Consider the following 13094-nt stretch of genomic DNA (forward strand, 5'->3'; position numbering starts at 1 on the left):
CGGACGAGTCTACTATAAAAGCTGTACTTTATACAAAAATGGTGAAAAGTCAGGGCGATCGCCAACCCCAAATCCGCAAACGTTCAAAATTCGTAGTGTGACAATGGGCGGGTGTGGAAGGTAGGATAAAATACTCTCTGGTCAACACGGCGATCGGCGCTGTTTCAGCTTGCGCCTTCATGCGATCGCAAAAAAACTTGACTGTTAATTGACAAAAATATACCTAAAACGTAAATGATAAATTAAAAATGAACGGCTGACTATGATTTCAAACAGAAATTTAATTAACTAGCGGCTGGAAAAATTAAGAAAGAGAGTTGTTGTCGTTGAGTCGCATTATTTCTGTGACATCGTTTTTTACTCTTATGTTTTGAGCGAGTTTTCTTGACGACTCTGGGATTAGTTCTGTTTTGTGGTGGGGGAATTTCTAGGTCTAATATTTCCTGCATTAGCCAGCTAAAATATATATTAAGATTCTCAGAATTGTCGAGATTGTGTTGAAATTGAGGAATGGCACGTCGAATCACTCGTAGGCTACCAGTGAAGCTGAGCCGTAACGGAGAAATTCCAACTATGGCGGCACTTTGAAACATGAGATAACGTATGCAATAATGTGCCAATAACCAACCATAAATTTCTTGAATTACCTCACGAGGATTCTTGGAGCGAATAGGGGTTTTCCGACCGTTGAGATGAACTTTTAATTCGTCTAATGTAGACTCTGCTTCCCATCGTTGGTGATATTCTTGTGCGAGAAGCAATGCTGGATAGGTGCTAATATCCATTAAATCAGTAATCAAACGGTAAACTTTTTCAGTTCCATCTTCTTCAATCACATATTCAATAACACGAACTGGAAGTCGCGTTGCACCTTTCTTTTTCGACTTGCCATCTGGTGCAATCCAACTAAGATAGGAACCATCAGTTAAGGTTTTAACGACTTCAAATTTGACATTGGCTGGGACTCGACCGAGAAAATGGCACTTTTGATTGATGGCAGCATAAACCATCTTGAAAGAATGCAATCCCCTGTCCCATATCAACAACATACCAGAACCAACACTTCGGAGTAGTTTTAAAGCTCCTTTTCTTTCACCAACTCGATATGGACTGATGAAGGCATCAGTAATTAAATGAGTCCCGGCTTCTAGCAAAAAAACTAATCTAGCTTTTGGGAATGCCGGATATGTACCTTTTGGAGAACCAGGATAACCAAAGACTCGAGCATTTTCAACTGTGTCTGGGATATCAAAAACTGTCCCGTCTACAGCCATAATTCTCAGCCCTCCTAAAAAAGCACCCGGTGTTAAAATCGTTGCCAATGGTTTAGCCACCATCTCAAACAAACGAGTCATAACTGCAGGTCCAGTGCGTTGACGTGCTTCGGTAATTGAGGAGCTTGTTGGTGAAATCAAACGGACTTTCAAACTTATCCACCGTCCGGCAACACCTTGAATCAGATTTTTGAACACATCGACTATTGACTCATGTGACCATAAACTCATAGCAATGACTAAAGCAACAACAACATGGGTGGGAAGTATTCGTTGTCGCCGTTCTTCTGAACCTGTCTTCTGAATAGCACTCGTGATAATTTGACTGGGGATGACTTGTTCGAGGGCTGTGAGTAATTCTGTTGGGGATAATGAAGGAGGCATGACCTCAAAGTTAATCAGTGGCATGAGTCTCCAAGGTATTCTAGTTGTAGAATCATATAAATTCAATCAGTTTTTGTTCTCGAAAGCAATACGAGAACAATTTGCCGTTTCCCTAACCCACAACTGTTCCTCAAATTAGACAAAATCCGCAACACCGCTTGTGTATGCCCACAAAAACTGATGATCTTCTTGCCAGAGCAGAGCTTTTGCAACAAGCCATTGCCACTTTACAACTCCAAATCCAACAAATTAAAGCGTCTGGAGAAATTGCACCACCGGGTTGTTGTGTTTTGCGCTACCAGGCTCGCGGTAATCGAGGCACTTATTGGTATTACAAGTTGCACGCACAACAGCCCACTTTCCCGACTAAAGAACCAAAAAAACTTAGTAAGTATAAGCATTTGGGTAAAGCTGGCAGTCCTGCTCATATTGAGGCTGTTATGCAAGTTGCTAGAAGAACCCAAATCGATTACTTAAGCTCATGTATTGATTCTCTCAGGCAAAACTGGGTAGAGTTGTATGAGAGCCTCAAAGAGAAAAAGTAAATTCAATTCCCCATTTATTTTTCGTATAAAAAACGCGAACATATTTTGACGGTTTTTCCCCTCTATTTTCCTCAGCCCTTGCAGTATCGAATTAACAGTCAAGTTTTTTTGCGATCGCATGAAGGCGCAAGCTGAAAGAGCGTCGATCGCCGTGTTGACCAGAGAGTATTTTATCCTACCTTCCACACCCGCCCATTGTCACACTACGAATTTTGAACGTTTGCGGATTTGGGGTTGGCGATCGCCCTGACTTTTCACCATTTTTGTATAAAGTACAGCTTTTATAGTAGACTCGTCCGAAAAAACCGATTGTGACAGTAGGGGGTGCGTCAGGGGAGTTTTATCGCTTTATTGTTCTCGTAAACACAACGCGAACATTAGGGTCTTGATTTTCTCCCCTATTTTCCTTAACCGAGTAGTATTGTACCCTGAATATAGCCTTTCCCAGGCTAATGAAGTACACTTAATAAGATAAAGCTGTACATCTTCACCAGGGTAAAAATGAAAGCGTATTCTCTTGATTTACGTCAAAAAATACTTGATACATATTTAGAAGGTAGAATGTCACAACGTCAGTTAGCAAAAAGATTTTGTGTAACTTTAGGTTTTATTGAGAAATTACTCAAACAATATAGAGAAACAGGAACTATTGCTCCTAAAGTCAGGACACAACAAACTCCAACAAAACTCAACGAACAACAATTGAATGTTCTCAAAGAAATAGTAGAAGCCAAGAATGATGCTACTTTGTCAGAGATTCGCGAGTCCCTTAAAGAAAAGATAGGAATAACCATTGGTATTTCTACAGTAGATAGAATGTTACAGAAGAGGGAAATTAAATTTAAAAAAAACATTTTAACTATGGTCATAAAGAGTAAAATTTCTATCTAGCCAGATAACGTAAAAGATACAACCATCACGATAACCTATCATTGGTTTCATCCCAGAGAACCGAAAAGCGATAAGATTCACATCTTCAGTAATAAATCTAGGAATTGGGATTTTGAGCGAATCTCTGGAAATTCTTTCGTAACCAAGTTTGTGCCTGTCTTGAGACTGTATTTGGCTCCAAGTTAACTTACTTAACCTATGAATTTTAAGAGCAAATGCAGCTTGGTCATCTTTGTCACATTTAGTTAAACAATATTCACCTTCTAGGTAACGTAGAGAAAATATAGGAGGTAGCTGTTCTGGAGGTATCTCTGTTTTGTCAGGTGGAGTTCTTAAATTTTTCCCTCGTTCCTTTGGTGGTTGTTTAAATTTTTTCCTGTTACTCATTCGAGTCATTGACAAGCTGGGTTTTAAAGTATTGTTTCATAGCTTGATGAGCTATAACTATATCGCCTTTATATGCATCTTTCCAAAGTTCCTCATCATGGGTCATATTTCGCAATTTCCATGCGGAAAACTGTCCGTAAACACGGTAAACCTCATCTAGTAGCTCACGAGTTGGCTTATCATATTTTGAAAAATCAATATCGTCAGGAATAGGAATCGCACCAGAAGCATAATGTTTGTATGCATGATATACTTCAGGTACAACTGGACCATGCGTCCACGCCTCTATAGGTTCAGTAAATAAGGGTTCGTCATACAACGCCAAGTGAAACCCTTGAGCGTAGTAGACTAATTTTTGAAGCTTAAGATTAGAAATCAAATCTCCTGCTTCTTCGTCAGTTTGAGCTAGAAAATATTTTGCAACATCATGACAGCTAAGCATTTGTGTTTCCTTCCGGATTTTAATTTTTGTTAGTATTTATTTCTGTAACCGCTATAAAAAATAATATTTTCGCTGTTGTAAAATTTTTCTTTAAAAGCTTTTAACAATCTCCAAATTTTTCTATCAATACCATTGTAATATAAAAATAATCTTTTGCCAAATTGCTTGATGTTAATTGTTAATAAAATATTTTTACTTATACGCAATTTTAACAATATCAGGCAAAGTTGCAAAAGCAAAAAGCAGAACTTTTTTAGTTATAATTTAACTGATAAGTTAATAATAATACACCAGTCTGATAGGTTTTGGAATTAATTAACGATAAATTAATTGCTTTGTTACTCTTACCAAAAAGCTGTATGCCACTACCAAGGATAATAGGATAAAGTTTGATTATTAGTTCATCAATGAGTTCGTTATCTAATAAAAAACCTGCAAATGTTCCACCTCCACACAAATAAATGTCTGTGCCATCAGCTTCTTTTAATTGTTTGATAACTTCTAGTTCGTTTTGAGCGATGATTTTGACTCGCTCATCTGGTTCTGTATCGAATCTTAAGGTCTTTGAGAATATGTAATTCTTCATATGAGGATATGCAGGTTCTCCGGGCTTTTTGCCGTATTGATAACCAAACTCATATGTTGCTTTGCCCATGACTACAGTATCGTATGCCTTGAGGCTTTCAAAGTATTCTGTTACGTGTTCTCCTTCTGCAAACTTTAAGAAGCCATCAATTGAACCATCTTCATGAGCGATATAACTGTCAAGAGTTGTACCTACGTGATAAACAAGTTTTCTCATTTTGATTTTCCTTTAAACAAATAAGTAATACTCAAGCCGAGTTTACAATTGAAGTAGAACAACTTGAAGCAAGACAACGTATGAAATATGTGACATCTTTCGAGCGCATCGGTATTGAGAAAGGCAAGCAGGAAGAAGCGTTTACATTTGCTACACGCCTACTTAATCGTCGTTTAGGTGTTTTGCTTGTATAGTCGCGATTTCTAATCGCCCCAAGACCTTTATTCTAAATTTTGTAACCCTAGTGCAATTTTACTGTGCTTTTCAATCTGTCCCATTACTTGTCTTGCTCGTTGAATAACTACTTTTGGTAAACCTGCCAATCTTCCTGCTTCAATACCATAAGATTTATCTGCACCTCCCGGTTGAACTTGGTGCAAAAATATAATTCGATCTGGTAATTCTTTGACTGTTACCTGATAATTAGCGACGTTTGATAACAACGAAGCTAATTCGTTCAATTCATGGTAATGTGTTGCAAAAATTGTTCGCGAGCGAATTTCTGTTGCTAAGTACTCTGCGACAGCCCAAGCAATAGAAAGACCATCAAAAGTTGCTGTTCCCCTACCAATTTCATCTAACAGCACCAGTGACTTTAACGTTGCATGGTTGAGAATATTTGCTGTCTCGTTCATCTCCACCATAAAAGTAGATTGACCCGTTGCCAAATCATCTACTGCACCGACACGAGTGAAAATGCGATCGCACACTCCCAATTGTGCTTCTCGTGCAGGAACAAAGCTTCCGATTTGTGCCATAAGTTGAATTAATCCCACTTGTCGGAGATAACAACTTTTCCCACTTGCATTTGGTCCAGTAAGAATAACTAAATCTGGGGACTGGGAAGAAATTTCCTTTTCTCCATTCCCCAAATGAGTAGAATTCGGTACAAAGAAACCTGAAGGCAAAGACTGTTCCACTACAGGATGACGCCCATCAATAATTGTAATTTCTCGCCCTTCTGTCATCGACGGACGGCAATAACCTTGATAGATAGCCAACTCAGCCAACCCACACAAAACATCTGCTGCTGCTATTGCACGAGAAATATTGCGAATCACTTCCGCTTGCGTACCTACCTCCTCTCGCAACGCCACAAAAATTTCATATTCTGACTGGTTTAAATCATCCCGTGCTGTGAGAATTCTGGCTTCCCGTTCCTTCAATTCCGGAGTGATATAACGTTCTTCATTCACCAGCGTTTGCTTGCGGATGTAATTTGATGGTACTTGGTCGGCTTTTGCACGAGAAATCCCAATAAAGTAACCAAAAGTTTTGTTAAATCCTACCTTTAGATTAGAAATTCCCGTTCTTGCGCGTTCATCAACTTCTAAATTAGCAATCCATTTCTGGTCATCTTCAACAGTGGCGCGTCGTTCATCTAAGTGAGCATTAACTCCAGAACGAATTAATCCTCCTTCCTTAATATGTAAAGGTGGTGACTCCACTATATGAAGGCGAATTTTTTGTGCTAACTCTTCCATTCCTGATGGCACTTTTTGCAAAGCTTTTAAGAAAGGAGAACGAGCAATAGAAACCAAATTTGCTATTTGAGGCAAACGAGATAAAGAATCGGCTAAGGCTAATAAATCTCTGGCATTGGCAGTACCAGAACCAGCACGTCCTGTCAATCGTTCTATATCATAAATTTGACGCAATAACTGTCGCAATTCTTGGCGTAGGGAATTGTTATCAACAAGTTCTTGAATCGAGTCTTGTCGTGCTCGAATACCTTTAATATCGAGCAGTGGTTGCAATAACCATCGCCGTAAAGCACGACTCCCCATTGGTGTAGAAGTTTTATCTAACGCCCAAAGGAGAGAACCAATAAAAGTTCCATCACGTACAGTTTGGGTTATTTCAAGGTTACGCCGTGTTTGATGGTCAATAATCAGAAAATCTGTGAGAGTGTAAGTCCGTAGCGTTTGTAAGGGGATAGAGTTTTCTTTTTGCGTTTCTTCTAAATATTCTAGCAACCCTCCCGCCGCACGCACGGCAAGCGCAAGGTGTTCGCAACCCAAACCTTCCAAAGAACGGACTTTGAACTTTTGCAACAATCTGGCTCGGGCTTCGCCTTGGGAAAAGGGGACTTGCGATCGCAAGCTATAACAAAAAGATGGAGGCAAACATTCTGGTAAATGTTCCGATCTTTCGCCCGGACGCAGTAAACTTCCCAAATCTGGGGCGTTAGTGGGAACAAGCACCTCAGCAGGCTGTAAGCGCATGAGTTCCTGCGTCAAATGCTCTGAATTACTGCCTTGAGTTGTTAAGAATTCGCCTGTAGAAATATCTGCATAAGCCAAACCCCAATAGTCACCTGCAACTACCACAGCCGCCAAGTAGTTGTTGCGGCTTGACTTGAGCATTCCTTCTTCCAATAACGTACCGGGGGTGAGAATGCGCGTCACTTCACGACGGACTAAACCTACTGCTTCCGAAGCATCTTCCACCTGATCGCAAATAACAACAGCATATCCCTTTTCTACCAACTGAGTTGTGTACCGTTCCCACGCATGATGCGGGACACCCGTCATACGTACCCTACCGACTTCTCCTCCGTGTTTGCTAGTCAGAACCAGTTCCAGTTCTCTGGATACAACAATAGCGTCTTGAAAAAATGTTTCAAAAAAATCTCCTACCCGATACAGTAGTAGAGCATGAGGATACTTTTCCTTCACTTCCACGTAGTGCTGGTACATCTTGCTGAGTTTACTGCGGTCTACCATACGGTAATCGCCGATTGGCTCATTCGGGTTGTTTGGTTCAGTTGTTTGGGGTGTAGAGTGAGAAGCGGTCATGAGTGTCTACCAATACACAAGGCTGCCTGCCAATATCCGATGATAACGTGATGTTGGTGATACTCACAAATTGTTTACGGTTTGTTAACTACTTAAGTTAAGTAGACCGTCACAATTAAAGTTAACTGGTTAAAGTCATCATTAGTCAATAGTCATTAGTCATTGGTAATTGACGATCCTAGGATCGCGATCGCGTCCCAGAGACTTGGCTCTGTTGAGAGCTGTGCCTTGCGGCTTTAATCAGATCGGCTGCTTTTTCGCCAATCATAATGGTAGGCGCGTTCGTATTTCCTGTGGTCAACGTTGAAATGCCCAATGATTGCAAATTTTTTGCATTAACGACTTCAAAAACGTTATAATATCTAAATAAATTCTGTGAATGGTTACTAATACCAGACACTCGCGAGTGACAATTGCATCAACCTCATGCGCTATACATAAAGTTCCCCTGTCCGCTTCTGTTACTATTTTATTAGTGAGATAACTTTATTAAGTGTAGCTTTGAAGTACAACCTATTTGGTAAGGTTAATACAATAATCCAGAAGCTACAAAAAACATAATTTTTGCGTAGGGTGGGAGATGGTTAAGCAACAAGCGACTCAACAACAAAAAATCTTAATTCTGGCAGCCAATCCCCACAGTATGCGCTTGGATAAAGAAATTAGAGAAATTTCCGAGCGGATCGCACGCGCCGTAAGACGGGATATGTTTGAGGTTGATGTTCGGACTGCTGTTCGACCCCAGGATATTCGCAATGCGATCGCATCCAAAAAATTTACAATTGTCCATTTCTGCGGGCATGGTTTGGAGGATGGAAGTTTGCTATTAGAGGATGATGGGGGACAGCACAAGGCTGTTCCACCAGAGGGCTTGGCATCACTTTTTAAGTTATACGGGGATTATGTAAACTGTGTGCTGTTAAATGCCAGTCACTCTATCAAATCTGCTGAGGCAATTAGTAAATATATTAACTATACGATTGGGATGAACCAGGAGATTCAGGATAAATCTGCAATCTTGTTCGCTCAAGGCTTTTACAACGCATTGAGTTACGAAACCTCAGTTACTCAAGATAGTTTTCAAAGAGCTTTTCAGGAAGGGTTAGTGGCAATTCAACTAGAAAACCTTTCCCAAGCCGAGATTCCAGTTATGAAGACAAAAATAAATATATATAGCGATCGAAGTTTTCAATTTAGAGAGTCTACCTTTTCTAGAGAAAAAACATTTGTTAAACCAGAAGTATCTTCCTTCGATCGGCAAATAATTTCAGACAATGAGAAACTGCTGGCAGAAAACTATCCAGATGTCGCCGTCGCTACTAGTTACAACGATCGCGCATCACTCTACCAATCCCTAGGACGGTACGCGGAAGCGGAATCGCTCTACATCAAAGCTTTGGAATTGAGGCAACGGCTGCTGGGAGAAGACCATCCGGATACCGCCACCAGTTACAACAATCTAGCAGGACTCTACGAATTCCTTGGACGGTATACGGAAGCCGAACCGCTCTACATCCAAGCATTAGAACTCAGGCAACGGCTGCTGGGAGAAGACCATCCGGATACCGCCACCAGTTACAACAATCTGGCAGGACTCTACGAATCCCTTGGACGGTACACGGAAGCGGAAGCGCTCTACATTAAAGCTTTGGAACTAATGCAACGGCTACTGGGAGAAGAGCATCCGGATGTCGCCATCATTTACAACAATCTGGCAGGACTCTACGAATCCCTTGGACGGTACGCGGAAGCGGAAGCGCTCTACATTAAAGCTTTGGAACTCAGGCAACGGCTGCTGGGAGAAGACCATCCGGATCTCGCCACCAGTTACAACAATCTGGCAGGACTCTACAAATCCCTTGGACGGTATACGGAAGCCGAACCGCTCTACATCAAAGCTTTGGAACTCAGGCAACGGCTGCTGGGAGAAGAGCATCCCGATGTTGCCATCATTTACAACAATCTAGCAGGACTTTACAAATCCCTTAAACGGTACGCGGAAGCCGAAGCGCTCTACATCAAAGCTTTGGAACTAATGCAACGACTGCTGGGAGAAGATCATCCGGATATTGCCACCGGTTACAACAATCTGGCAGGACTCTACAAATCCCTTGGACGGTACACGGAAGCCGAACCGCTCTACATCAAAGCTTTGGAACTCAGGCAACGGCTGCTGGGAGAAGATCATCCGGATATTGCCACCAGTTACAACAATCTGGCAGGACTCTACAAATCCCTTGGACGGTACGCGGAAGCGGAAGCGCTCTACATCAAAGCTTTAGAACTCAGGCAACAGCTGCTGGGAAAAGACCATCCGGATGTTGCCCAAAGTTACAACAATCTGGCAGGACTCTACGAATCCCTTGGACGGTACGCGGAAGCCGAACCTCTTTATGTGAGATTGCTTGAATGCTTGTGAAACGGGATTAGGTAAGGAAATTCAAGGAGAAGGGTTGGTGGGCTTGACAAGAGGACTAATGTATGCAGGAGGAGAACGACTGGTGGTGTCCTTGTGGCAAGTTGACGATGAAGGCACATCTGTGTTTATGCAGGAATTTTACCAGCAAATGTGGCAGTCCGGGAAGTCAGCCTCGGCAGCATTGCGAGCAACACAGTTAAAAATGTGGCATTCTAAGAAATGGCGAATCTGCTTTGTTTGGACGGATGAAAACAATGCTTATGTAGTTGAAATAGTAGATTATCACTGATGCATGAAAATAATTATGAATAATCACCGTCTACCAAATATTCATCCAGGGGAAATCCTACAACTAGAATTTTTAGAGCCACTAAATATCACCCCTTATCGATTAAGCAAAGATATAGGTGTAGCTCAGACACGAATTAGTGAGATTTTACAAAGAAAGCGCAGTATTACAGCAGATACAGCTTTGCGTTTATCTCGCTATTTTGGTAATAGCGCCCAGTTTTGGTTGAATTTACAAACGCAATACGACATACGCCAAGCTCTTGAAGAAAATGCAGAAGTTTACAATCAAATATCTAAACTTCCGTTTAATGATGTAGCCTGAGTTTGGAAAGAAAAATAATACGCCCAATCTTTACAATGTAGACCGAGCGCTAATTGTAGCTTATCTAGAAGTCTCTTGTAGTTTGTACAGATTCAGTTTGCTGTTCTTTTACCCTATCTATAGACTGATATTGTTTTTGAAGTTCGATGTAGTAGTTCACTAATTTCTGCGGATCATGCCCATGTTCGGAGGATATGCGGTGTCGCGCCTCTCTTATTCTCTCGATCGCTGGATCATCTTTCAACATCAGGATTCCTCCCCCATCAATTCTAATGGAGTCACAAGCATTGGGACATATAAACCAAGCATAACGTTCAGTCGCCTAATATGACCAAATTTATTTGCATTTGCCAAGTGCCGACAATTCCATGTCAGTAGGAAATCACATCTATGATATGAAGCTAATGCAAGATGTAAAGCATCGCCAACTGGATCTTTTGGCATAACTTGATGCTGAATGTAAGCTTGAACAATTTCAGCGATTGCTGGCTCGATAACGACGAATGGTAAACCGCTAATCAGTTCAATCGCTTCATCTTTACTAGGAAAATCACCTCTGTTAAGTTCATCTAATACTGCAACGCTGGTTACACGCCAATACTGATTGCTAGTGTTGTCCCACCACTGACGTGTCCAATTCCGACGTGCTACCATACTAGCTTCAGAGCGGATCTCATAGTAAAAGCTGGGAATAGATGTTTCAATGTAGACCTTAGGTTTCATTAACGATGCAAACAGTGCGGCTATTCTAAATTAGTGTTTTCTGATTCTATAAAAAAAATGTATAAAACACTACTCAGCTTCTCCTATCAATGTAAATGCAGCCCATTGCAAGGGACTACCATATTTTTGCTTAGTAGCTAGCATCGTGTTTCTTAATGCAGTGGCTTTGTCAAGTTTTTGTTGCAGATTTTTATAAAACTCGGTCATTAGGAACGCGGTAGAATCATCTGAAACCGCCCACAATGAGACGACGACACTCGGAACACCAGCACTAATCAGAGAACGTGATAAACCAATCACCCCATCACCTGTAATGCGTCCACGTCCAGTGTCGCACGCACTTAAGACGACCAACTCAGCATTCAGTTTTAAATTTAGGATTTCATTCGCTGTCAGTAAACCGTCACCCTCCTCTTTTCCCTCCTGACCAAGGGGGGATGAACGGGGGTCAGGTGCAAGATATTGCAACAGTGGCATACGATTTGTCAAGGCTACTGTCTAATTCTCGCTCTCTTACCTTTGTGCTCTTTGTGTCTTCGCGGTTCAAAAACATTTTTTAACCACAAAGACGCAAAGAGCAAGAGAGAGAATACTTGTTTTTCAATCATTACCTTGATAGGGCTACCACCAATCCCCATCAATCTTAATTTCTACGGAATCTATCTAAAAAATCAATTTTTACTCCAAAGTTGATAACTGCGCGTCCATTGGGTTTAAGTTCCGCATTATTCAGGGCGACAATATAAGGCTGATTACCAATGATGGCGATAATTGGTCTGCCAGAAGAACCGCCAGTGGTATCACAGTCGTGTAATAAAACATTGCTTTCCTCACCTACAATACTACAACCTTTTTGCACGCTAGCCGTCCATCCTCTACCAGCAGTAAAAAATTGATATTGTTCTTTGTTTGTATCGGGGAAATCACCAGAATAACCAACAAAAATATATTGATTGCGGTTTTTAGTAAGAGTCGATGAAGATAAAGATTGCCAACCCAGATAACCGTATTTTAACCCAATAGGTTTATTCAGTTTTAAAAGCGCCCAGTCGTTGATTTGACTTTCTAAAGCAGTTCCCGTAAAATCAGTGCCATAAACTACATTTTCAACCTGAGCAATATCTGATTCATCTGCAACTTTACGATTAATCACATTCGGTATAAACACAATTTGTTGACTTAATTGGTTCGTTTTTTCATTAATGACACAGTGTGCGTTAGTCAAAACGACATCTTCACTAATTAATGTACCCGTGCAATGATAACCCTTACCTTCAGCAGTCAATCCCTGTACTCTACCAATCGCCGACCAAGGATATTTTCGGCTTAAAAGAGGAATTCGGTCATCCCAACCGATGATTCCCCGGCGGCGAAATTGTTTGTCATCAGGTTGGTCTGGTTGAGTTGACTGTTGCAAATTATTAGGTTGAAAAGCTTTGCCATTTCCTTTGATATGGAAATTTTTGGCATCTTGCAAGCGTGTAAATTTCGGTGTTGTTGCTGGTGATGTAGCAGTTTGAGCATTGGCATTCAGCCAAGGATGTAACGTAATTGCGCTGGTGAGACCCGCAATAAATAGTGCAGTTACTTTTTTACTGATGAGCTTGTTGTTCATAGTTCAGCTTGTGATGTTTTAATCTAGAGTTATGAAAATGAAAACGTAACCGTTCACGGGGGGAACACCCTTAACGATACCCGTTGTCTAAGAACGTTCGGGGAAAGCCAGATATGATTGAACCAAGGTGGATGGAGGAAGATTGACACGGGCTGTGCGATCGTTAACCGTGATGAACAAAGGTGGATGGAGGAAGATTGA

General features: G+C 41.1%; 14 protein-coding genes and 1 pseudogene. 6 read left to right on the plus strand and 9 right to left on the minus strand.

Features of this window, described 5'->3' with window-relative positions:
• Nucleotides 1-49 precede the first annotated feature (49 nt).
• Together ACKTT2_RS22675 and ACKTT2_RS22680 are read right to left on the minus strand one after the other, a co-directional pair.
• Complete coding sequence (locus ACKTT2_RS22675; protein WP_407890700.1) at nt 50-181, minus strand: hypothetical protein; 132 nt, start codon at nt 179-181, stop codon at nt 50-52.
• A 103-nt stretch (nt 182-284) separates the two neighbouring features.
• Nucleotides 285-1682: an IS4 family transposase gene (locus ACKTT2_RS22680; RefSeq protein ID WP_407890701.1), complete on the minus strand. Its 1398-nt coding sequence runs from the start codon at nt 1680-1682 to the stop codon at nt 285-287.
• A gap of 140 nt (nt 1683-1822) precedes the next feature.
• On the opposite strand from ACKTT2_RS22680, the gene ACKTT2_RS22685 reads away from it, so the two are divergent.
• The 3 genes from ACKTT2_RS22685 to ACKTT2_RS22695 all read left to right on the plus strand — a co-directional run bounded on the left by ACKTT2_RS22685 (nt 1823) and on the right by ACKTT2_RS22695 (nt 3094).
• Nucleotides 1823-2203, plus strand: a complete 381-nt coding sequence (locus ACKTT2_RS22685; protein WP_407890702.1) for a hypothetical protein — start codon at nt 1823-1825, stop codon at nt 2201-2203.
• Nucleotides 2204-2321: 118 nt separating this feature from the next.
• A complete protein-coding gene (locus tag ACKTT2_RS22690) occupies nt 2322-2453 on the plus strand; it encodes a hypothetical protein (protein WP_407890703.1) in 132 nt (43 codons plus the stop codon).
• A gap of 251 nt (nt 2454-2704) precedes the next feature.
• Nucleotides 2705-3094, plus strand: coding sequence for a helix-turn-helix domain-containing protein (locus ACKTT2_RS22695; protein ID WP_407890704.1), 390 nt, complete (start codon nt 2705-2707; stop codon nt 3092-3094).
• Here the strand turns inward: ACKTT2_RS22695 and ACKTT2_RS22700 are convergent.
• The 4 genes from ACKTT2_RS22700 to mutS form a co-directional block, all read right to left on the minus strand.
• Nucleotides 3059-3481, minus strand: coding sequence for a hypothetical protein (locus ACKTT2_RS22700; protein WP_407890705.1), 423 nt, complete (start codon nt 3479-3481; stop codon nt 3059-3061). The genes ACKTT2_RS22695 and ACKTT2_RS22700 overlap by 36 nt on opposite strands.
• The gene (locus tag ACKTT2_RS22705) at nt 3474-3923 is read right to left on the minus strand and encodes a Panacea domain-containing protein (protein ID WP_407890706.1); all 450 of its coding nucleotides are present in this window, start codon (nt 3921-3923) and stop codon (nt 3474-3476) included. The genes ACKTT2_RS22700 and ACKTT2_RS22705 overlap by 8 nt, the downstream gene beginning before the upstream one ends.
• Nucleotides 3924-4176: 253 nt before the next feature.
• Nucleotides 4177-4725: a dihydrofolate reductase family protein gene (locus ACKTT2_RS22710; RefSeq protein WP_407890707.1), complete on the minus strand. Its 549-nt coding sequence runs from the start codon at nt 4723-4725 to the stop codon at nt 4177-4179.
• Nucleotides 4726-4946: 221 nt separating this feature from the next.
• Nucleotides 4947-7523, minus strand: a complete 2577-nt coding sequence (gene mutS / locus ACKTT2_RS22715) for a DNA mismatch repair protein MutS (protein ID WP_407890708.1) — start codon at nt 7521-7523, stop codon at nt 4947-4949.
• 580 nt (nt 7524-8103) lie between these two features.
• Between mutS and ACKTT2_RS22720 the strand changes: the two genes are divergently transcribed.
• The 3 genes from ACKTT2_RS22720 to ACKTT2_RS22730 are packed head-to-tail and all read left to right on the plus strand — an operon-like array spanning nt 8104 to nt 10555.
• On the plus strand, nt 8104-9942 hold the full coding sequence (locus tag ACKTT2_RS22720) for a tetratricopeptide repeat protein (RefSeq protein WP_407890709.1): 1839 nt from the start codon (nt 8104-8106) through the stop codon (nt 9940-9942).
• On the plus strand, nt 9929-10231 hold the full coding sequence (locus tag ACKTT2_RS22725) for a CHAT domain-containing protein (protein WP_407890710.1): 303 nt from the start codon (nt 9929-9931) through the stop codon (nt 10229-10231). The genes ACKTT2_RS22720 and ACKTT2_RS22725 overlap by 14 nt, the downstream gene beginning before the upstream one ends.
• Before the next feature lie 15 nt (nt 10232-10246).
• Nucleotides 10247-10555 carry a HigA family addiction module antitoxin gene (locus ACKTT2_RS22730; RefSeq protein WP_407890711.1) on the plus strand — a complete coding sequence of 103 codons (309 nt, stop codon included), beginning with the start codon at nt 10247-10249 and terminating at the stop codon, nt 10553-10555.
• Between the two features lie 246 nt (nt 10556-10801).
• Here the strand turns inward: ACKTT2_RS22730 and ACKTT2_RS22735 are convergent, their stop codons facing one another.
• The 3 genes and pseudogenes from ACKTT2_RS22735 to ACKTT2_RS22745 form a co-directional block, all read right to left on the minus strand.
• A complete protein-coding gene (locus ACKTT2_RS22735; RefSeq protein WP_407890712.1) occupies nt 10802-11278 on the minus strand; it encodes a type II toxin-antitoxin system VapC family toxin in 477 nt (158 codons plus the stop codon).
• A gap of 69 nt (nt 11279-11347) precedes the next feature.
• Nucleotides 11348-11710, minus strand: a pseudogene (locus ACKTT2_RS22740) (CHAT domain-containing protein); the annotation flags it as partial.
• A 211-nt stretch (nt 11711-11921) separates the two neighbouring features.
• A complete protein-coding gene (locus ACKTT2_RS22745; protein ID WP_407890713.1) occupies nt 11922-12893 on the minus strand; it encodes a trypsin-like serine peptidase in 972 nt (323 codons plus the stop codon).
• Nucleotides 12894-13094 lie beyond the last annotated feature (201 nt).

It is taken from the genome of Scytonema hankhaensis NUACC26 (assembly GCF_045865695.1).
In the GTDB taxonomy this organism is placed as follows: domain Bacteria; phylum Cyanobacteriota; class Cyanobacteriia; order Cyanobacteriales; family Nostocaceae; genus Scytonema.